The sequence below is a fragment of the Streptomyces sp. NPDC045998 genome (assembly GCF_056430285.1).
Window position 1 is genome coordinate 1 of record NZ_JBWKLJ010000003.1, and the last position, 19979, is coordinate 19979.

The 19979-nt window shown below is 69.3% G+C and carries 15 protein-coding genes; 6 read left to right on the forward strand and 9 right to left on the reverse strand.

Annotated features, from left to right (window positions below; translation table 11 throughout):
- Positions 1-312 precede the first annotated feature (312 nt).
- The 3 genes from AC07FJ_RS09040 to thyX form a co-directional block, all read right to left on the reverse strand.
- The gene (locus AC07FJ_RS09040; RefSeq protein WP_479046965.1) at positions 313-1998 is read right to left on the reverse strand and encodes a ribonuclease J; all 1686 of its coding nucleotides are present in this window, start codon (positions 1996-1998) and stop codon (positions 313-315) included.
- Between the two features lie 128 nt (positions 1999-2126).
- On the reverse strand, positions 2127-3026 hold the full coding sequence (gene dapA, locus AC07FJ_RS09045) for a 4-hydroxy-tetrahydrodipicolinate synthase (protein ID WP_479046967.1): 900 nt from the start codon (positions 3024-3026) through the stop codon (positions 2127-2129).
- 214 nt (positions 3027-3240) lie between these two features.
- Positions 3241-3981, reverse strand: a complete 741-nt coding sequence (gene thyX / locus AC07FJ_RS09050; RefSeq protein ID WP_361429051.1) for an FAD-dependent thymidylate synthase — start codon at positions 3979-3981, stop codon at positions 3241-3243.
- 170 nt (positions 3982-4151) lie between these two features.
- On the opposite strand from thyX, the gene AC07FJ_RS09055 reads away from it, so the two are divergent.
- Positions 4152-4391, forward strand: a complete 240-nt coding sequence (locus tag AC07FJ_RS09055) for a hypothetical protein (RefSeq protein WP_361429053.1) — start codon at positions 4152-4154, stop codon at positions 4389-4391.
- Between the two features lie 96 nt (positions 4392-4487).
- Positions 4488-5036 (forward strand): hypothetical protein, encoded by a 549-nt coding sequence (locus AC07FJ_RS09060; RefSeq protein WP_479046969.1) that lies wholly within the window; start codon positions 4488-4490, stop codon positions 5034-5036.
- Here AC07FJ_RS09060 and AC07FJ_RS09065 read toward each other — a convergent pair.
- The 6 genes from AC07FJ_RS09065 to eccD all read right to left on the reverse strand — a co-directional run bounded on the left by AC07FJ_RS09065 (position 5026) and on the right by eccD (position 12189).
- The gene (locus AC07FJ_RS09065) at positions 5026-5481 is read right to left on the reverse strand and encodes a tetratricopeptide repeat protein (RefSeq protein ID WP_361429057.1); all 456 of its coding nucleotides are present in this window, start codon (positions 5479-5481) and stop codon (positions 5026-5028) included. The two genes, AC07FJ_RS09060 and AC07FJ_RS09065, sit on opposite strands and share 11 nt — an antisense overlap.
- Positions 5481-6236, reverse strand: coding sequence for a 4-hydroxy-tetrahydrodipicolinate reductase (dapB, locus tag AC07FJ_RS09070; RefSeq protein ID WP_361429059.1), 756 nt, complete (start codon positions 6234-6236; stop codon positions 5481-5483). Before dapB ends, AC07FJ_RS09065 begins: the two co-directional genes overlap by 1 nt.
- Before the next feature lie 39 nt (positions 6237-6275).
- A complete protein-coding gene (locus AC07FJ_RS09075) occupies positions 6276-7655 on the reverse strand; it encodes a M16 family metallopeptidase (protein ID WP_479046970.1) in 1380 nt (459 codons plus the stop codon).
- On the reverse strand, positions 7652-9877 hold the full coding sequence (locus AC07FJ_RS09080) for a polyribonucleotide nucleotidyltransferase (protein WP_479046973.1): 2226 nt from the start codon (positions 9875-9877) through the stop codon (positions 7652-7654). Before AC07FJ_RS09080 ends, AC07FJ_RS09075 begins: the two co-directional genes overlap by 4 nt.
- Before the next feature lie 353 nt (positions 9878-10230).
- Positions 10231-10521, reverse strand: coding sequence for a 30S ribosomal protein S15 (gene rpsO, locus AC07FJ_RS09085; protein ID WP_003958228.1), 291 nt, complete (start codon positions 10519-10521; stop codon positions 10231-10233).
- A 168-nt stretch (positions 10522-10689) separates the two neighbouring features.
- A complete protein-coding gene (gene eccD, locus AC07FJ_RS09090) occupies positions 10690-12189 on the reverse strand; it encodes a type VII secretion integral membrane protein EccD (protein ID WP_479046975.1) in 1500 nt (499 codons plus the stop codon).
- A 362-nt stretch (positions 12190-12551) separates the two neighbouring features.
- On the opposite strand from eccD, the gene eccCa reads away from it, so the two are divergent.
- From eccCa to AC07FJ_RS09110, 4 genes are all read left to right on the forward strand, one after another.
- A complete protein-coding gene (gene eccCa, locus AC07FJ_RS09095; protein WP_479046977.1) occupies positions 12552-16517 on the forward strand; it encodes a type VII secretion protein EccCa in 3966 nt (1321 codons plus the stop codon).
- Positions 16514-17068 (forward strand): hypothetical protein, encoded by a 555-nt coding sequence (locus AC07FJ_RS09100; RefSeq protein ID WP_479046979.1) that lies wholly within the window; start codon positions 16514-16516, stop codon positions 17066-17068. The genes eccCa and AC07FJ_RS09100 overlap by 4 nt, the downstream gene beginning before the upstream one ends.
- A gap of 67 nt (positions 17069-17135) precedes the next feature.
- On the forward strand, positions 17136-17642 hold the full coding sequence (locus AC07FJ_RS09105) for a hypothetical protein (protein WP_479046980.1): 507 nt from the start codon (positions 17136-17138) through the stop codon (positions 17640-17642).
- A 12-nt stretch (positions 17643-17654) separates the two neighbouring features.
- The gene (locus AC07FJ_RS09110) at positions 17655-19925 is read left to right on the forward strand and encodes a hypothetical protein (protein WP_479046982.1); all 2271 of its coding nucleotides are present in this window, start codon (positions 17655-17657) and stop codon (positions 19923-19925) included.
- Positions 19926-19979: the final 54 nt, after the last annotated feature.

Consider the following 19979-nt stretch of genomic DNA (forward strand, 5'->3'; position numbering starts at 1 on the left):
CACCAGAGACTCTCTGGGGCTTTCCTCCGGGCGCTTCCCTTCGGTGTTTCCAACCTTACCAGATTCTTTTTCCGTTCCGTTTCCGGTTCGGATTCCGTTTCCAGTGGCCGTTGGAGGGCCTTTGCCTTTCGGCTGCCTTTCGACCGGACCGACTTTATCAGAGATTCTGAGTCGGTATTTCCGGTCCTCCGAGGACCCTCGTTGGCACACGGATGTGCCGGGTTCCCGGTCAGGCGGAGCCGTAAACGTACTGGAGCGGGGCGCCCCGATGCAAATCGAGGTGCCCCGCTCCAGGTCGGGCCCGACGGAGCGTCAGACCTCGACGACCACAGGCAGGATCATCGGGCGACGGCGGTAGGTGTCGGAGACCCACTTGCCGACGGTGCGGCGGATCAGCTGCTGGAGCTGGTGGGGCTCGGCGACGCCGTCGGCGGCCGAACGGGCCAGGGCTTCGGCGATCTTGGGGATCACCGCGTCGAACGCGTTGTCCTCGATGCCCGAGCCGCGGGCGTGGATGTTCGGTCCGCCGGTGATCTTGCCGGTGGTGGAGTCGACCACCACGAAGACCGAGATGATGCCCTCTTCGCCGAGGATCCGACGGTCCTTGAGGTGGACCTCGGTGACGTCGCCGACCGACAGCCCGTCGACGTACACGTAACCCGCCTGGACCTTGCCGACGATCCGGGCGCGGCCCTCGACCAGGTCGACCACGACGCCGTCCTCGGCGATGACGATGTGGTCCTTGGGGACACCCGTCAGCGCGCCGAGCTCGGCGTTGGCGCGCAGGTGGCGCCATTCGCCGTGGACCGGCATCAGGTTGCGCGGCTTGCAGATGTTGTAGAAGTACAGCAGCTCGCCGGCCGAGGCGTGGCCCGAGACGTGGACCTTGGCGTTGCCCTTGTGGACGACGTTGGCGCCCCAGCGGGTGAGGCCGTTGATCACGCGGTAGACCGCGTTCTCGTTGCCCGGGATGAGGGACGACGCCAGGATCACCGTGTCGCCCTGGACGATGCGGATCTGGTGGTCCCGGTTGGCCATGCGGGACAGGGCCGCCATCGGCTCGCCCTGGGAACCCGTACACACCAGCACGACCTCGTGGTCGGGGAGGTCGTCGAGGGTCCTGACGTCGACGACCAGACCCGGCGGGACGCGCAGGTAGCCCAGGTCGCGGGCGATGCCCATGTTGCGGACCATCGACCGGCCGACGAAGGCGACGCGGCGGCCGTACTCGTGGGCCGCGTCGAGGATCTGCTGGATGCGGTGGACGTGGCTGGCGAAGCTCGCCACGATGATGCGCTTCTGGGCGCCCGCGAAGACCGAGCGCATGACATTGGAGATGTCGCGCTCGGGCGGGACGAAGCCCGGGACCTCGGCATTCGTGGAGTCCGACAGCAGGAGGTCGATGCCCTCCTCGCTAAGCCGGGCGAAGGCGTGCAGGTCCGTGAGGCGGTTGTCCAGCGGGAGCTGGTCCATCTTGAAGTCGCCGGTGTGCACCACCATGCCCGCGGGGGTGCGGATGGCGACGGCCAGGGCGTCCGGGATGGAGTGGTTGACCGCGATGAACTCGCAGTCGAACGGGCCCAGCCGCTCGCGGTTCCCCTCGACGACCTCGAGGGTGTACGGGCGGATGCGGTGCTCCTGGAGCTTGGCCTCGATCAGGGCGAGGGTCAGCTTGGAGCCGATCAGCGGGATGTCCGGCTTCAGCCGGAGCAGGAAGGGGACGCCACCGATGTGGTCCTCGTGGCCGTGCGTGAGGACGATGCCCTCGATGTCGTCGAGGCGGTCCCGGATGGTGGTGAAGTCCGGCAGGATCAGGTCGATGCCGGGCTGCTCCTCCTCGGGGAACAGGACACCGCAGTCGACGATCAGCAGCCGGCCGTCGTACTCGAACACGGTCATGTTCCGGCCGATCTCACCGAGACCGCCGAGCGGGGTGACGCGCAGGCCGCCCTTGGGCAGCTTCGGGGGCGCGCCCAGTTCAGGATGCGGATGACTCAAAAGACTCTCCTCACCACACGCGCCACGTACCGCTTGGGCACGTGGCGCGCGTGACATTCGTGCACTTGCTGTTGTCTGTTATTGATCTTGTGTTCAGTTGTTGGGCTATTCGGTTATGAAGTCTGTTGCTACAGCTGTACCCCGCCGGCAGCGAGATCGATCTTGAGCTGGGCGGTTTCCTCCGGGCTGAGCTCCACGAGCGGCAGGCGCAGCGGACCGGCCGGAAGGCCCTGGAGGGCGAGGGCGGCCTTGGTGGTGATCACGCCCTGCGTACGGAACATGCCGGTGAAGACCGGGAGCAGCTGCTGGTGGACCTCGGTCGCCTTCTGGACGTCACCGGTGAGGTACGCGTCGAGGAGGGCGCGGAGCTCCGGGGTGACGACGTGGCTGACGACGGAGACGAAGCCGCAGGCGCCGACGGAGAGCAGCGGGAGGTTGAGCATGTCGTCGCCGGAGTACCAGGCGAGGCCGGAGCGGGCGATGGCCCAGCTGGCGCGCCCGAGGTCGCCCTTGGCGTCCTTGTTGGCGACGATGCGCGGGTGGTCGGCGAGGCGGACGATCGTCTCGGTGTCGATCGGGACGCCGCTGCGGCCGGGGATGTCGTACAGCATCACCGGGAGGCCGGTGGCATCCGCGATGGCGGTGAAGTGGCGGAAGAGGCCCTCTTGCGGGGGCTTGTTGTAGTACGGGGTGACGGCGAGCAGGCCGTGTGCGCCGGCGCGCTCGGCGGCACGGGCGAGCTCGATGGAGTGGTGGGTGTCGTTGGTGCCGACGCCGGCGACGACGTGGGCGCGGTCTCCGACTGCTTCGAGCACGGCCCGTACGAGCTGCTCTTTCTCCGCGTCGCTGGTGGTCGGGGACTCACCGGTGGTGCCGCTGATGACCAGGCCGTCGTTGCCTGCGTCCACCAGGTGGGTGGCGAGCCGCTGTGCGCCTTCGAGGTCGAGTGCGCCGTCCGCCGTGAAGGGCGTGACCATAGCGGTGAGGACCCGCCCGAAGGGGGTCTGCGGAGTCGAGATCGGAGCCATGGGTAACACGCTACTCGTTGCTCAGCGCGTGGGGTCCCCTCGGGGGACGCTTGCGGAGGTGGAGCCCGGCACTGCCTGCTCGGGGGTTCAAGCAGTGCCGGGTCCGTTTGATCAGCCTAGATGAACTTCTCGGAACGCCGCAATACGGACACTTCGGGCGCCCTGTGCGCGGCTTCCCGGCCGGGGTACCCGCCCGCGGGCTCCGGGCCGCCGTTTACGGGGCGACGCGGCCGTTGGCGTTGAAGGCGGCGTACGTGAGCGGCATCAGGCGCGCCCAGTGCTCCTCCATCTTCTCGCCGACCATCTCGATCTCCCGCTGCGGGAAGGACGGCACCTTGGCCAGCTCGTGCTGGGTGCGCAGGCCGAGGAAGTGCATCAGCGAGCGGGCGTTGCAGGTGGCGTACATGGAGGAGAAGAGGCCGACCGGCAGGACCGAGCGGGCGACCTCGCGGGCGACGCCCGCCGCGAGCATCTCCTGGTACGCCTCGTACGCCTGGACGTAGGAGGACTCCATCGTGCGCTCGACGAGCGCCTGCTGCTCCTCGGTGCCCTCGACGAAGACGTACTTGCCCGGGCGGCCCTGCTGGACCAGCTTGCGCGAGGTGTCGGGGACGTAGAAGACCGGCTGGAGCTCGCGGTAGCGGCCGGACTCCTCGTTGTAGGACCAGCCGACGCGGTGGCGCATGAACTCGCGGAAGACGAAGATCGGGGCGCTGATGAAGAACGTCATCGAGTTGTGCTCGAAGGGGCTGCCGTGCCGGTCCCGCATCAGGTAGTTGATCAGACCCTTGGAGCGCTCCGGGTCCTTCTGCAGCTCGTCCAGGGACTGCTCGCCGGCCGTGGAGACGCGGGCCGCCCACAGGACGTCGGAGTCGGCGGCGCTGTGCTTGACCAGCTCGACGGTCACATCGCTGCGGAAGCTGGGCTTGAGGTCTTCGGCGGGGGTGTCGCTCACCGGCGGGGGTCCTTCCAATCGCGTCGCTCGGGCGGCGCCCACTCTACGTCGCGGCACCGACAGCACATGAATCCCTGGAATTCGGGCACCGAAAGGGGCACCAAACCGCTGCCTCGTGCGTCTGACCCGGTAGCAGTGTCCGTCACGAGTTTCAAGGAGGGTTCTCACACATGTTCGGCCGGCGTGAGGCAGTCCCGTTCGCCTTCGTCGCGGAGGCCGAGCGCTTCCGCAGTAACGTCACTCCTCCGCCCCGCGAGCGTCCCAGCCTGTCCGAGGTCGCCGGTCGTACGCTGATCGGGCTGACCGTCGCGGCCGGGCTGATGGGATCGCTCCTCTTCGGGATGCCCGCACTGGAGAGCGGCCCCTCGGCGGGTCACACGCAGCAGTCCGAGGCCTCCCAGGGCCGGTGAATCCCTGCGGCCACCCTGCGGTGGCCGGTCCGGAAGGTGCTGGGTAGCCTCACCGGGCACAGCCCCATCGAGCGTGTGTATGAGTGAGGATCCGTCGTGCCCCTGCCCTTCCTGACGGCCGACCGTGCTTTCGACACCGGCGAGGACGTCGCCCTTCCCTACGAGGACCACGACCAGTGGCGCCGTCCGTACCGGCCGGGGCCCTGGCGGGTGGGGGCCGCGGCACTGGCGCTGCTGCTCGCCTCGTTCGTCCTGCTGGCGTCGATGATCATCGCCTTCGCCGGGGCGCTGCCCGGGGCGGCGGTCTGCCTGGGGATGGCCGTGCTGGTGATCGGCGCCGCGCTGCGGCTGCTGCGCATGGGTACGTGGGTGAGCCCCGCGGGCGTGCGCCGGGTGGGGTTCTTCCGGACGGTGACCGTGCCGTGGGGACGGATCTCCGCGGTGCGGACGGTGCAGCAGCCCGTGCGGTGGCTCGGGCTGCCGCGCACCGTGCAGGGGCAGGTCCTCGTGCTCGTACGGCAGGGAGGTGAGCAGCTGGCGCTGCTCACCGACCACAACGCGGACTTCCTGGCGCGGGTGGAGGCGTACGACCGGGCGGCGGCCCGGGTCATGGCGTGGAGCTCGGAGTACGCGCTCAGCGACTGACCGGGCGCCGGCCCTCGTGGAGGGCGATCGCGTGCTGCATCGCCTTGCGGGCGCGCGGGGTGTCGCGGGCGTCGTGGTAGGCGACCGCGAGGCGGAACCAGCAGCGCCAGTCGTCCGGGGAGTCCTCGGTCTCGGCACGGCGCCGCGCGAAGACGGCGTCGGCGGCGTCGCGGTCGACGCGGCCGCTCGGGGTGCGCTTGAGCTCGTCGGCCGGGAGGCCGCCCTCGGCTTCCAGTTCGGCGGCGAGGCGGTTGGCCTTGGTGACGAATCGGGTGTTCTTCCAGAGGAACCAGACGCCGATGACCGGCAGGATGAGCACCGCGCAGCCGAAGGTGACGGTGAGCGCGGTGCCCTGCTGGATCAGCATCACGCCACGGCTGCCGACCAGGACGAAGTAGACGACCAGGACGGCAGCCGTGAGGAAGTACGTGAGCTTGGCGCGCATCAGCCCAGGTCCAGGAAGTTTTCCAGGCCGAAGGTGAGGCCCGGGGTGGTGACCACGCGGCGGGCGCCGAGCAGGATGCCGGGCATGAAGCTGCTGTGGTGCAGCGAGTCGTGCCGGACCGTCAGCGTCTCGCCCTCGCCGCCGAGCAGCACCTCCTGGTGGGCCAGCAGGCCCCGCAGGCGTACCGCGTGGACGGGGACGCCGTCGACGTCCGCGCCGCGCGCGCCGTCCAGGGCCGTCGCGGTCGCGTCGGGCTGCGGGGCGCAGCCGGCCTCGGCGCGGGCGGCGGCGATCAGCTGGGCGGTGCGGGTGGCGGTGCCGCTGGGGGCGTCCACCTTGTTGGGGTGGTGGAGCTCGACGACCTCGACGGACTCGAAGTAGGGCGCCGCGATCTGCGCGAACTTCATGGTGAGGACCGCGCCGATGGAGAAGTTCGGGGCGATGAGGACGCCCGTGTCGGGCGACTCCTCCAGCCAGCCGGACAGCCGGGCGAGGCGCTCCTCGGTCCAGCCGGTGGTGCCGACGACGGCGTGGATGCCGTGGCGTACGCAGAAGTCGAGGTTGTCCATGACCGAGTCGGGGGTGGTGAGCTCCACCGCCACCTGGGTGCCGGTCTCGGCGAGGGTCTCCAGCTTGTCGCCCCGGCCGAGGGCCGCGACCAGCTCCATGTCCTCGGCGGCCTCGACGGCGCGTACGGCCTCGGAGCCGATGCGGCCCTTGGCGCCGATGACCGCGACGCGCAGCTTGCTGCTCATGCTCGTACTTCTTCCTTCGGTTCCATGGCGGATGTGCGGTTACGCGACCACGTCGTGGAGGCGGTCGGCCTGCTTGTCCTTCAGGGGGCCGATCACGGACAGCGACGGGCGCTGTCCGAGGAGCTCGGCGGCCACGTCCCGTACGTCGTCGGGGGTGACGGCGGCCATCTGGGCGAGCATGTCGTCGACCGACATCTGGTCGCCCCAGCACAGCTCGCTCTTGCCGATGCGGTTCATCAGGGCGCCGGTGTCCTCCAGGCCGAGGACGGTGGAGCCCTTGAGCTGGCCGATGGCGCGCTCGATCTCGTCGTCGCTCAGACCCTCGTGCGCGACCCGGTCGAGCTCGTCCCGGCAGATCCTGAGGACGTCGTGGACCTGGCTGGGGCGGCAGCCCGCGTACACGCCGAACAGGCCGCAGTCGGCGAAGGCCGAGGTGTACGAGTAGACGCTGTAGGCCAGGCCGCGCTTCTCCCGGACCTCCTGGAAGAGGCGCGAGGACATGCCGCCGCCGAGAGCGGTGTTCAGGACGCCCAGGGCCCAGCGACGGTCGTCGGTGCGGGCGATGCCCGGCATGCCGAGGACGACGTGGGCCTGCTCGGTGCGGCGGCTGACGACGTCGACGCGGCCCGCGGTGCGGATGGCCCGCCGGCCGTCACGGGGGGCGACGGGGGCGGCGTCGGTGCGGGTGAGGGCGCCGGCCTTCTCGAAGGCGCGGCGGACCTGGCGTACGACCGTGGCGTGGTCGACGTTGCCCGCGGCGGCGACGACCAGGTGGGTGGGGTCGTAGTGCTTCTTGTAGAAGCGGCGGATGCGGTCCGCGGTGAGCGCCTCGATGGTGTCGACGGTGCCGAGGACCGGGCGGCCCAGCGGGGTCTCGCCGAACATCGTCTTGGCGAACAGGTCGTGGACGACGTCGCCCGGGTCGTCCTCGGTCATGGCGATCTCTTCGAGGATCACGCCGCGCTCCGCGTCGACGTCGTCCTGGAGGATCAGCGAGCCGGTGAGCATGTCGCACACCACGTCGATGGCGAGCGGCAGGTCGGTGTCGAGCACGCGCGCGTAGTAGCAGGTGTACTCCTTCGCCGTGAAGGCGTTCATCTCGCCGCCGACCGCGTCGATGGCGGAGGAGATGTCGAGGGCGGACCGCGTGCGGGTGCCCTTGAAGAGGAGGTGCTCCAGGTAGTGCGTGGCGCCGTTGAGGGCGGGCGTCTCGTCGCGGGAGCCGACGTGCGCCCAGATGCCGAAGGTGGCGGAGCGTACGGAGGGCAGGGTCTCGGTGACGATGCGCAGGCCGCCGGGGAGGGTGGTGCGGCGGACGGTGCCGATGCCGTCCTTGCCCGGCAGAAGCGTTTGGGTACGGGCGACGGCCCGCGCCTCCGAGGAGGTGCGGGCCGTCGTCTTCGGACTACGGGACGTCACTGGTCGGTGTCGTCCTTCGTCTCGCCCTCGGAGGCGGCGTCCTCGTCCGCCATCACGGGGACCAGGGAGAGCTTGCCGCGCTGGTCGATCTCGGCGATCTCGACCTGCACCTTGGCGCCGACCGCGAGCACGTCCTCGACGTTCTCCACGCGCTTGCCACCGGCGAGCTTGCGGATCTGCGAGATGTGCAGCAGGCCGTCCTTGCCGGGCATCAGGGAGACGAACGCGCCGAAGGTGGTGGTCTTGACGACCGTACCCAGGTAGCGCTCGCCGACCTCCGGCATGGTCGGGTTGGCGATGCCGTTGATCGTGGCACGGGCGGCCTCGGCCTGCGAACCGACCTGGGCACCGATGTAGATGGTGCCGTCGTCCTCGATCGTGATCTCGGCGCCGGTGTCCTCCTGGATCTGGTTGATCATCTTGCCCTTGGGGCCGATGACCTCGCCGATCTTGTCCACGGGGATCTTGACGGTGATGATCCGCGGGGCGTTGGGGGACATCTCGTCCGGGCGGTCGATCGCTTCCATCATCACGTCGAGGATATGGAGGCGGGCGTCGCGGGCCTGCTTGAGGGCCGCGGCCAGGACGGAGGCCGGGATGCCGTCCAGCTTGGTGTCAAGCTGGAGGGCGGTGACGAACTCCTTCGTACCGGCGACCTTGAAGTCCATGTCGCCGAAGGCGTCCTCCGCACCGAGGATGTCGGTGAGGGCGACGTAGTGCGTCTCGCCGTCGATCTCCTGGGAGATCAGACCCATGGCGATGCCGGCGACGGGGGCCTTGAGCGGCACACCGGCGTTCAGCAGCGACATGGTGGAGGCGCAGACCGAGCCCATGGACGTCGAGCCGTTGGAGCCGAGGGCCTCGGACACCTGGCGGATCGCGTAGGGGAACTCCTCGCGCGACGGGAGCACCGGCACGATCGCGCGCTCGGCGAGCGCGCCGTGGCCGATCTCGCGGCGCTTCGGGGAGCCGACGCGGCCGGTCTCGCCGACGGAGTACGGCGGGAAGTTGTAGTTGTGCATGTAGCGCTTGCGGGTCACCGGGGAGAGGGTGTCCAGCTGCTGCTCCATGCGGAGCATGTTGAGGGTGGTGACGCCCAGGATCTGGGTCTCGCCACGCTCGAACAGCGCGGAGCCGTGCACGCGCGGGATGGCCTCGACCTCGGCGGCGAGGGTACGGATGTCCGTGATCCCGCGGCCGTCGATGCGGACCTTGTCCTTGATGACGCGCTCGCGGACCAGCTTCTTGGTCAGCGCGCGGTACGCGGCGGAGATCTCCTTCTCGCGGCCCTCGAACTGCGGGAGCAGCTTCTCGGCGGCGATCTCCTTGACGCGGTCCAGCTCGTTCTCGCGCTCCTGCTTGCCGGCGATGGTGAGCGCCTGGGAGAGCTCGGTCTTGACCGCGGCGGTGAGCGCCTCCAGGACGTCGTCCTGGTACTCGAGGAAGACCGGGAACTCGCCGACCGGCTTGGCGGCCTTGGCGGCCAGGTCGGCCTGGGCCTTGCAGAGGACCTTGATGAACGGCTTCGCGGCCTCGAGACCGGCGGCGACGACCTCCTCGGTGGGGGCCTCGGCACCGCCCTTGACGAGCTCGATCGTCTTCTCGGTGGCCTCGGCCTCGACCATCATGATCGCGACGTCGCCGTCCTCCAGGACGCGGCCCGCGACGACCATGTCGAAGACGGCGTCCTCGAGCTCGGTGTGCGTCGGGAAGGCGACCCACTGGCCCTTGATCAGGGCGACACGGGTGCCGCCGATCGGGCCGGAGAAGGGCAGGCCGGCCAGCTGCGTGGAGCAGGAGGCGGCGTTGATCGCGACCACGTCGTACAGGTGGTCGGGGTTGAGCGCCATGATCGTCTCGACGATCTGGATCTCGTTGCGCAGGCCCTTCTTGAAGGAGGGGCGCAGCGGCCGGTCGATCAGGCGGCAGGTGAGGATGGCGTCCTCGGAGGGGCGGCCCTCCCGGCGGAAGAAGGAGCCGGGGATCTTGCCGGCCGCGTACATCCGCTCCTCGACGTCGACCGTCAGGGGGAAGAAGTCGAGCTGGTCCTTGGGCTTCTTGGAGGCCGTGGTGGCCGACAGCACCATGGTGTCGTCGTCCAGGTACGCCACGGCGGAGCCGGCGGCCTGCTTGGCCAGGCGGCCCGTCTCGAAGCGGATGGTGCGGGTGCCGAAGGTGCCGTTGTCGATGACGGCCTCGGCGTAGTGGGTCTCGTTCTCCACTAGCGATTTCTCCGTTTGCTTGTCGTCTTTGCGTCCCCGGAACGCCCGTGTGGCGGGGGACGGGGCGGAGATGCGCGCCTTGTGTGCGGGCCGGTCTTCGATCGAAGCACCCGGGATGTCCCTCCCGGGGGCCACTACCGAGGACCGGCGACGGCGAGGGGCGCCTCTCCCAGCCAGCCTTGGTGGCTCTTATGGCGTTTTCGTTATTGCGTTGTGCGACCAGATTACTGAGCTTTGGCTCAGGTTGGCATTCCCACTCACAGCGCGTACAGGCCTGGGAGGCCGTACGCCGCTTACAGCAACAGCAAAGGGAGCGGCCCCATCAGCGTGGGAACCGCTCCCTTCACGGCGACTTACTTGGCGCCGCCGGCCGCACCGCGGCGGATGCCCAGGCGGTCGACCAGCGCACGGAAGCGCTGGATGTCCTTCTTGGCCAGGTACTGCAGCAGGCGGCGGCGCTGGCCGACCAGGATCAGCAGACCCCGGCGGGAGTGGTGGTCGTGCTTGTGGGTCTTGAGGTGCTCGGTCAGGTCCGAGATGCGGCGGGAGAGCATCGCGACCTGGACCTCGGGGGAGCCGGTGTCGCCCTCCTTGGTGCCGAACTCGGCCATGATCTGCTTCTTCGTAGCGGCGTCGAGAGACACTCGGTACTCCTCATTGGTGTTCGATGCGCCTGCGAGTGCCCCTGGTCTTGGTCTCAGGGGAGCTTCCGTGACTCGGAGGCGAAGGCACGATGGGCGCTGCACTCCAGAGAGAGCGGGCTCTCCGGGTGCGCGTACACAAACGGCCGTTACACAGCGTACCAGGCCCGGTCAGGACGTCAGCGCACGGATGGAGTGGTAGACGTCGAAGACCGCCAGGCACAGCGGTACGAGGGTGAGGAGCACGAAGGACTCCGCGATCTCCAGGAACCGGCCCCAGAAGGGCGTGACGCCCTTGCGCGGCACGATCAGCCCGATCGAGACGATCAGCGCGGCCACGGCGGCGACCGCCGCGGTGAGCCAGATCGTACGGATGTCCAGCGCGGTGCCGTCGCCCCGCAGGGCGTCGCGGATCAGGGTCGCCGGCGGGTTGAGGCACAGCCCCAGGCCCAGCAGTACGAGTGAGCCGAGGCCGGCGGCGAGCGCGCAGCCGACCTGGGCGGTGTACCGGAAGAGGTGGGCGCGCATCAGCATCGCGACGCCCGTGGCGAGGGCCAGCAGCTGCCCCCACACGTTGTCCGAGAAGCCGAGGACCGCCGAGGCGCCGACGGCCAGCAGCGCGCAGCCGCCGACGAGCCCGACCAGCAGCTCGTGGCCGCGCCGGGCCTGGGCGGCGATGCGCTCGGCGTCGACGGGGCCCTGGTTCTCCGGCTCGGCCCCGTAACCGCCGACGGAGGTGCGGGGCGGGTCGAAGCCGATGGGGAGGCGGGCGAAGCGGGTGGACAGCCCCGGCAGGAAGGCGAGCGCGCCCACGGCGAGCGGGGCGCAGACGGCGGCGGTCTCGGCGGGCGTGATTTCGGTGGTGATGGCGACGAAGGTCACCAGCAGGCCGACGGCCGAGGCGAAGACGAACGCGACGAAGGGGCCGTCGCCGCCGGGGGCCACGATCGTCAGGATCACGGAGACGACCAGGACGGCGGCGCAGGCCAGCAGGAACTGCAGTTTGCCGATGCCCTGCCCGGCGGCGAGCGGCAGCAGGCCGGCTCCGCCGACCGCGGCGTTCGCCATGGCGCCGATGCCCAGCGCGATGGCCGAGCCGCGGTCGTCGTAGACCCGGGCGCGCACGCCGGCGAGCGCGAGCAGCAGGACGCCGGTGATGCCGGCGAGGATGCCCGGCAGGCCGTTCATGTCGTGCCGCGGGTCGGCCGTCCACAGGACGAAGGCGACCAGCACCAGCAGCACCGAGCCGCCGAAGAGGCCGGCGCCGCGCATCAGGGCGTCGGACCACAGGGTGCGGTCGCGGGCCACCGCGGAGGCGACCGCGTCGGCGACGTCGTCGAAGACCGCCGGGGGCAGCGACTCGGCGAAGGGGCGCAGCGAGAGCAGCTCCCCGTCGAGGATGCGCTGCGCGGCCAGCGAGCGCGCGCTGTCGAGCACGGTGCCGTCGCGGCGCACCAGGTGGTAGCCGACGGGGGCTCCGGGCGCGGGGCTCTGGCCGGACAGCCTGAGGACCTCGGGGTAGAGGTCGGCGACCGGGATGTCCTCGGGCAGTGCCACGTCGACGCGGCCGTCGGGCGCGACGACCGTGACGCGGCAGAATCCCGTTCCGCCGCCGGACGGTGTCGCGGGAGCCGGGTGACCCGTTCCGGTGGCCGCGGCTGGGGCCGTCATACTCACCTGCTGCTTCCCCTCGTGGATGTCGTGCGTCGATCGTCGTCGAGGCGTCGGAGACGACCTCGGGCGTCGAGGCGTCGGGAACGGCCTCGGACGTCGAGGCGTCCGAAACGACCTCGGACGCCGAGGTGTCGGAGACGACCCCGGACGTCGAGCGTCGCCCAAGTCGTCGAAGTCCTGCCGTGGCGCTCCGAATGACCCATTTGTTTGCGGAGGTTCACGGGTGCGCCACCATTTCGCGCCACCCTACCGCCCGCCCGTAACCCCCCTCACAAGTAGGATCCCTCCCCGCGGACGGAACCCGTCGCCACGGGGGCGCCGATAGGAACGTTTCCGTCCGCCAAGGGAATTGGTGAGCTGTGAGTCAAATCATCGTCAAGCGCCCACCACGGGCCCTGCCGTCCGAAGTACCCGGCGAGCAGGTGCAACTGCAACCCCCTCCCGAGCTGCCCAGAGGGCAGCAGGAGGGCGTGCTCATGCAGTTGCTGCCAACGCTCGGCATGGGTGGTTCGGTCGTCTTCTTCTTCATGACCCCGAACCCGGTCATGCGGATCATGGGCATGGTGATGATCGCCTCGACGGTCGCCATGGCCATCGCGATGATGGTGCGCTACCGGCGCGGCACCCAGGGGCAGCTCGCCGACCTGCGCCGTGACTACCTCAAGTACCTGACGCAGACCCGCCGTGCGGTGCTGCGGACCGCGCGCCTCCAGCGCGACGCCCAGTTCTACCTGCACCCCTCCCCCGAGCAGCTGTGGGCGCTGGTCGCCGAGGGCAGCCGCGTGTGGGAGCGGCGCGTCGCGGACGACGACTTCGCGCAGGTGCGCATCGGGCTGGGCAGCCAGCAGCTCGCCACCCCGCTCATCGCCCCGGACACGGCGCCCGTCGACGAGCTGGAGCCGCTCACGGCCGGCGCGATGCAGCAGTTCATCAACGCCCACAGCACCCTGGAGGGCCTGCCCATCGCCGTGTCGCTGCGCGCCTTCTACCACCTGACGGTGAGCGGCGAGGCGGAGTCGGCGCGGTCGGCGGCGCGCGCGATGGTCGGCTCGCTGGCCTCGCTGCACTCCCCCGAGGACCTGGTCATCGCCCTCGCCGTGGGCCGCGAGAGCGCCGGCCACTGGGAGTTCGCCAAGTGGTTCCCGCACGTCCAGGCTCCCGGGGCCGGTGACGGCGCGGGCTCGCGGCGGCTGATCACCACCGACGCGCGCGAGCTCGACGAGCTGCTCGGCGCGCGGCTGGAGGGCCGTCCGCGCTTCGGCGGCAACCCGCTGCTGGACCAGCCGCACGTCGTGGTCGTCCTCGACGGCCAGTCCATCCCCTCCGTGTCGGCGCTCGCCACGCCGGAGGGCCTGCAGGGCGTGACGATCATCGAGGTCGTGGCCGGTGAGATCACCGGTCCCCGCGGTGGCCTGTCGGTCGTGGTGCACCCGGACTCGCTGCGCCTGGAGTCGGCGCACGGCATGGTGTATGAGGGCGCCCCGGACCGGCTGAGCCTGGAGGCCGCCGAGACGCTGGCGCGCCAGCTCGCGCCGCTGCGGGTCGGCTCCGGGTCGGACGACGACGAGCCGCTGCTGGCGAACCTGGACTTCACGGACCTGCTGAACCTCGGCGACGCGGCGTCCGTCGACGTCAGCCGCACCTGGCGGCCGCGCTCGCAGTCGGAGCGGCTGCGCGTGCCGATCGGTGTGGGCGAGGACGGCACGCCGGTCATGCTGGACCTGAAGGAGGCGGCCCAGGAGGGCATGGGCCCGCACGGCCTGTGCGTGGGCGCCACCGGTTCCGGAAAGTCGGAGCTGCTGCGTACGCTCGTACTCGGTCTGGCCGTGACGCACTCCTCGGAGACGCTGAACTTCGTCCTCGCGGACTTCAAGGGCGGCGCCACCTTCGCCGGCATGTCGCAGATGCCGCACGTGGCGGCCGTCATCACCAACCTGGCGGACGACCTGACGCTGGTGGACCGCATGGGCGACTCCATCCGCGGTGAGCTCAACCGCCGCCAGGAGATGCTGCGCGACGCGGGCAACTACGCCAACATCCACGACTACGAGAAGGCGCGTGCCGCCGGAGCCCCGCTCCAGCCCATCCCCTCCCTCGTGCTCGTCATCGACGAGTTCAGCGAGCTGCTCTCCGCCAAGCCGGACTTCATCGAGATGTTCGTGCAGATCGGCCGTATCGGCCGGTCGCTCGGTGTGCACCTGCTGCTCGCCTCGCAGCGCCTGGAGGAGGGCCGGCTGCGCGGCCTGGAGACGTACCTGTCGTACCGGATCGGTCTGCGGACCTTCTCGGCGGCCGAGTCTCGCGCGGCGCTCGGTGTGCCCGACGCCTACGAGCTGCCGAACGTGCCCGGCTCCGGCTTCCTGAAGTTCGGTACGGACGAGATGGTCCGGTTCAAGGCGGCGTACGTCTCCGGTGTGTACCGCGAGAACGCGCACGCCGCCGTGCCGGGCGGGCCCCTGCCGGTGGACCGCCGTCCGGCGCTGTTCACGGCCGCGCCGGTGCCGGTGCACTACGTCCAGCCGACCGCGCAGGCGCAGGTGCCCGAGCAGCGCGCGGCCGAGGACGACGCGCTCGCCGACTCCGTACTCGACGTGATCGTGCGGCGCCTGGAGGGGCGGGGCGCGGAGGCGCACCAGGTGTGGCTGCCGCCGCTGGACAACCCGCCGCCGCTGGACGAGCTGCTGCCCGGTCTGACCGGTGTGCAGGGACGCGGGCTGACGCAGCCCGGGTACGAGGGGGCGGGGCGGCTCGTCGTGCCGCTCGGTGTGGTCGACAAGCCCTTCGAGCAGCGCCGCGACACGCTGTACCGGGACTTCTCCGGTGCGGCGGGCCACATGCAGATCATCGGTGGCCCGCAGTCCGGCAAGTCGACGCTGCTGCGGACGATCATCTCGGCGTTCGCGCTGACGCACACGCCGCACGAGGTCCAGTTCTACGGTCTGGACTTCGGTGGTGGCGGTATGGCGTCCATCGCCGGCCTGCCGCACGTGGGCGGGGTCGCCTCGCGCCTCGACCCGGAGAAGGTGCGGCGTACGGTCGCCGAGGTGTACGGCATCCTGTCGCGCCGCGAGGAGTACTTCCGCAGCGCGGGCGTCGACTCCATCGCCACGTACCGCAGGCTGCGGGCGCGCGGCGACATCTCGGTGACGGAGCAGCCGTGGGGTGACGTCTTCCTCGTCATCGACGGCTGGGGCAACTTCCGTACCGACTACGAGAACCTCGAGCACGCGGTCCTCGACATCGCGGCGCGCGGTCTGGGCTACGGCATCCACGTGATCCTCACCGCCTCGCGGTCGATGGAGGTCCGGGCGAACCTCAAGGACCACCTGATGAACCGCCTGGAGCTGCGGCTCGGCGACACCATGGACTCGGAGCTGGACCGCAAGGCGGCCGTGAACGTGCCCACGGGTGTGCCGGGGCGCGGTCTGACCCCGGAGAAGCTGCACTTCATGGCGGCGGTGCCGCGCATCGACGGCATCAACTCCGACACCGAGCTGTCGGAGGCCGCCGCCGCGATGGCGCAGGAGGTCGCCCGGCACTGGACGGCGCCGGGCGCACCGCAGGTGCGGCTGCTGCCACGCGAGCTGCCGGCGCAGCAGCTGCCGGCGGGCTTCGTGGAGCCGAAGCGGGGCGTCGCCTTCGCCATCGACGAGAACAACCTGGAGCCGGTCTACGTCAACTTCGACCGCGACCCGTTCTTCCTGGTGTTCGGCGAGAGCGAGACGGGCAAGTCGAACCTGCTGCGGCTGCTGATCAAGCAGCTGAGCGAGCGGTACGACGGGGACTCCTGCAAGTTCTTCGTGGTCGACAACCGGCGCGCGCTGCTGGACGTCACCCCCGCCTCGCACCTGGCGGAGTACGTGCCCATGTCCAACAACATGGACCACCACGTGGACGCGCTGGCCGACCTGATGCAGCGCCGTACGCCGTCGGCCGACGTCACGGCGCAGCAGCTGCGGGACCGCAGCTGGTGGCGGGGCCCGTCGGTGTACGTCGTGGTCGACGACTACGACCTGGTGTCGACGTCGAGCGGCAACCCGCTGGCCAAGCTGACGGAACACCTGCCGTTCGCGCGGGACGTGGGCGTGCGCTTCATCATCGCCCGCAGCGCGGCGGGCGCGAGCCGCGCCTCCTACGAGCCGTTCCTCCAGCGGATGATGGAGCTGGGCGCCCAGGGTGTCCTGCTCTCGGGCGACCCGCAGGAGGGCGACGTCCTGGGCGGCGTCCGGATGCGTCCCATGCCGGCGGGCCGCGGCATCTTCGTCTCCCGTCAGCGGGGGAACCCGCTGGTGCAGACGGGGCTGATGCCGGAGCTGCTCGCATGATCGGGTTGATCGTCTTCGTCTCGTCGTTCGCGGTGCTGTTCCTCCTCGCAGCGATCTTCGACGTGCCGCGCAGGCTCTGGTGGCGCTTCAAGGCCCCTCACTTCGACAACCCGGAGGCGCACGAGCCGCCGGACTCGGCCTTCAGGTGGCGGCGGATCGGCCTGGTGGTGCTCGCGGGGTTCTTCGTGTGGCAGGTGGTGGTGTTGCTGCGGGCCGCGGGTGTTTTCGACTCGGGGCCGGATCACGCCGAGACGCTCAAGCGGGTGAGGTACGCGGCCGCGAATCTGGAGACCGATGAGGGCCGGGGCCGCTCCAAGGGGCTGGGGAACTCGTGGGACGAGTTCATCAACCTTCGGCTGCGCGGTCCCGGTGACGACCCCCACGTACGACTCGTCAAGAAAGACGGGGACGTGGAGAAATACGAGGTCGCCGGCATTTGTCTGACGGTGACGGCGACACCCTTGCCGGGACAGTCGGAAGTGACGCACGCCGTGGGCGTCAACCTCTTGTACAGCATCAAAACCGACGTCCAGGACAGTCCTTGCAAGTAGTCGCAAGGGCTCAATAGGTTCATGCCACATGAGGCGCGCGGCAGGCGCGGGGGAAGGAGCCCGGACGATGGCTTGGGACGAGTGGGAGCAGCTGAAGGAATCGGCTGCCGAGCGGCAGTCGACCGGAATGCGGTTGAACGGACTGCCGCCCGAGGACAGGCCCAACGCGGGCGGGCCCACGGGCGATCTCCAGGTTTCCCAGAAGGACCTCGCCGCGATCGGTGACGAGGCCTTCAAGCTCTACAACCGCATGTGGAAAGAGGCTCGGGTCGCCGAGACCGACGCGTCCGGAACCGCCTTGTCCAAGGAGGGCTTCGCGCTGGGCGGGGCCTTGAAGCACGTGGCCGCCCGCTGGGACAGGCAGCTGGGCAGTCTCATGGACGCCTGTGCCCTCATCTCGAACCACATGGACTTCACGACGAAGGCACACCAGGGCGACGAAATTTACATCGAGCGTCACGTGAGCAGCATCGCCACGCTCGATGCCGGCTTCGACGAGTCCTACGCACCGCCGGGCAAGGACAACGCAGTGCACGGTGAGAAGAAGGACAACGAGAAGGACAAGAAGGACTAGGGGGATGAGCCGGTGAACTTCGAAGATCTGCACTCCGCGAATTTCAAGCCGCTCGACGACACGGTCAGCGACTGGACGACCATGCTGACCAAACTGCAGCAGCTGGCGACGGACGCGAAGGACGGGCTCGTCGGCAAGGCCAACAAGGCGAACTGGGCCGGTTACAACGCCGCGGTCTCCCGGCAGTTCATCGTGAAGACCGCCGGTGAATTCTCCGACGCGCACACGCAGGCCACGTCCATCCTCAACATCCTCCGCGACTCGCGCGACGAGCTGAAGACACAGCAGCGGCTACTCAAGGAGGCCATCGAGCGGGGGCGGACGAAGCAGCTCACGGTCACTGTCAGCGGTAGCAGCTTCAAGGTCGCAGCGAACCCCGAGGCTAAGGAGGTGACGCAGAAGGACATCGACGGCCTGCGCGACGAGCTCCAGGGCATCCTCGACAAGGCGAGCGAGATCGACGACTCCGCCGCCACCACTCTGCAGGCGCTGGTCGACCTGACCGACTACGGCTTCTCGGAGGCGAAGTACAAGGACCGCGACGCTGCGGCCGCCGCTCTCAAGGAGGCGGAGGAGCTGGCCAAGCTGGCCAAGAAGAAGCCCGAGGACCTGACCCCGAGCGACTTCGACCGGCTCAACGCCGGCCTGCAGAAGCGCTCCGGGGACCCGCTGTTCGCCGAGCGCTTCGCGGAGCAGCTGGGACCGAAGGGCACGCTCGAGTTCTGGGCGGGCATCACCGACATGTCGCGGAACTACGACCTCCTCCACGACCGCCGCGAACAGTACGACGACCTCCAGAAGAACCTCAGCCTCACGCTGGCCACCGCCTCGCACGCCGACACCCCCGAGATGTCGCAGTGGAAGTACGACATGGTCGACCTCGGCGGCCAGCCCGTCAACAAGCACACCGGCGCGTACGGCTTCCAGGTGATGAGCAACCTGATGCGCTGGGGCGACTTCGATGACGGCTTCCTCAAGGACTACGGCACCAAGTTGATGCAGGTCGAGAAGGAGGCCAGCAACAACGGCCGCGAAGAGGCCTGGCGATCATTTCCGGGCGCCCCCCAACTCAACAAGACTGGAACCGATTCGGGTTCCGACCCTCTGGTCGGCTTTTTGAAGGCCCTGTCCAACAGCCCGGGTGCTGGACCCGACTTCTTCAATCAGCAATTCCTGTCGAAGGACGACGACCACGAGTTCTTGTACGACAGCGACGACGACAACGAGCACAAGGGCCGGAAGGAACTCAGCAACTTCCAGTACCTCTTCGAGGAGCGCCATTGGCCACCGGAGATGGACAGCAAGGGCGAGGACAGCATCGAGGGACGTAATAACCTCGCCCTCGCTTTGGAGGCCGCAGCCACCGGCCACCGGGCTGGGGAGATGCCCACCGCCGACACTCCGGCTCACAACGCCGCGCAGGCCAAGTTGGTGGAGGACATCTTCGCTTCGGTTTCCGAGGTTCCCGAGCGCGTCACAAAGTACGGCTATATGTCCGACAGCCTGGGTCAGATCGCGGCCGAATATTTGCCGGACATTAATCGGGCCATGTCGGACGACCCACACGGGAACTCGAAAAACCTTTTTCCGATTGCCGGATCGGCAGCCGAGTTGAGCCACATGGACGTCACGCGGTTCCTCGTCACCGTGGGCCAGAACCCCGAAGGCAACGCCGCCATCGAAGTGGGTCAGGCCGCCTACATGGCCAATCTCATGGATTACCACATGAACCCTGACCTCCCTGCCGATCAGCGCTATCCACACCCGCTGGAAGACACCGTCAAGGAGATCTCGCGCAAGAATGCCGAGGTCAGTGGAACTCTTGCCATCGGCCGCCAGGAGGCCATCCTCGGCCCCGCAGGCGCGGAGGCGAAGGATTTCGCGGACTCCGTGGCGCAGCAGAAGAACGCCTGGTCTGGAGCGATCGGCACCGGCATCGGCGTAGGAGTCAGCTTCATCGCCACACCGGTCGGCGGCGCCGTGGCGGCAGGCGTGGCGGGCACGGCCAGCAGCCTCGTACTTGAACACGTCTTCCAGCAGGCAGAGACAGATGTACTGAAGGAGGCCGGCAAGGACGCGGCGCGTTTGTGGGAAGGGAGCCGGGACAAAACCGTGGAGGTCGGCCAGTTGGCGGCGATCAATGCTGCCAAGGCTCACAACTCCCCCCACGCGGACCAGATCGCGGATTGGATCCGCACCGGGGTGGAAGATGGTTTCTCCGACGCCTCGGACAACTCGCAGCAGATGGCCGACGAACTCGAGAGCGAGATCCAGCCCGGTTGATCGTACGTTGGGCCGGGACGCCATCTGAGCTCCTCACCATGCCCAAACGATGAT

Bases quoted from the DNA above. Each gene is read 5' to 3' on its own strand.
- dapA (WP_479046967.1), bottom strand. From the start codon at position 3,026: ATGGCTCCGATCTCGACTCCGCAGACCCCCTTCGGGCGGGTCCTCACC.
- AC07FJ_RS09055 (WP_361429053.1), top strand. From the start codon at position 4,152: ATGTTCGGCCGGCGTGAGGCAGTCCCGTTCGCCTTCGTCGCGGAGGCC.
- AC07FJ_RS09100 (WP_479046979.1), top strand. From the start codon at position 16,514: ATGATCGGGTTGATCGTCTTCGTCTCGTCGTTCGCGGTGCTGTTCCTC.
- dapB (WP_361429059.1), bottom strand. From the start codon at position 6,236: ATGAGCAGCAAGCTGCGCGTCGCGGTCATCGGCGCCAAGGGCCGCATC.
- AC07FJ_RS09105 (WP_479046980.1), top strand. From the start codon at position 17,136: ATGGCTTGGGACGAGTGGGAGCAGCTGAAGGAATCGGCTGCCGAGCGG.
- eccD (WP_479046975.1), bottom strand. From the start codon at position 12,189: ATGACGGCCCCAGCCGCGGCCACCGGAACGGGTCACCCGGCTCCCGCG.
- AC07FJ_RS09065 (WP_361429057.1), bottom strand. From the start codon at position 5,481: ATGCGCGCCAAGCTCACGTACTTCCTCACGGCTGCCGTCCTGGTCGTC.